Origin of the sequence: Bacillus cereus group sp. BfR-BA-01309 (assembly GCF_022664315.1) — a bacterium.
GTDB classification, from domain to species: Bacteria; Bacillota; Bacilli; order Bacillales; family Bacillaceae_G; genus Bacillus_A; species Bacillus_A mobilis.
Genome location: NZ_JAKUHE010000066.1, coordinates 1 through 434 on the forward strand (window position 1 = coordinate 1; position 434 = coordinate 434).

Consider the following 434-nt stretch of genomic DNA (forward strand, 5'->3'; position numbering starts at 1 on the left):
TTCACCGGGAGGGAACGCCAATTCAGCATCCACGAGCATTTCCACAGTCTTTTGCAACATATCCGGTGTATTGCCTTGTGGAATATTTTGAGTATGCATAATATTTGTTAGACCACTGGTATGGTGAAGAAAGTTATTTAGTGTAAGACTTTGCATATCAACAGGTTTCCCTTGATACTTTAACGTAAACCAAGGTAAATATTTTTGGACAGGGTCAGTCATTGAGAGCAGCCCTTTCTCTTCCAACAGCATAATACCCATACCGGTAAAAGCTTTACTGACTGAGGCTAACTCATAGAGTGTATTTTCACTTGTAGACAAACCCTTTTCACGGTCTGCATATCCTGAAGAAAAGTAGAACACTTCATCATCAGCAAGTATTGAGATTGACATTCCCGGCACACCTGATATACGACAGGCATCATCTAGCAACG

1 protein-coding gene is annotated in these 434 nt (G+C 41.0%); it reads right to left on the minus strand.

All coding sequences use genetic code 11. The features are described 5' to 3' along the window. The coding region (locus MR115_RS30395; RefSeq protein WP_242243857.1) for a serine hydrolase domain-containing protein at positions 1–434 on the minus strand (434 nt) is incomplete at both ends.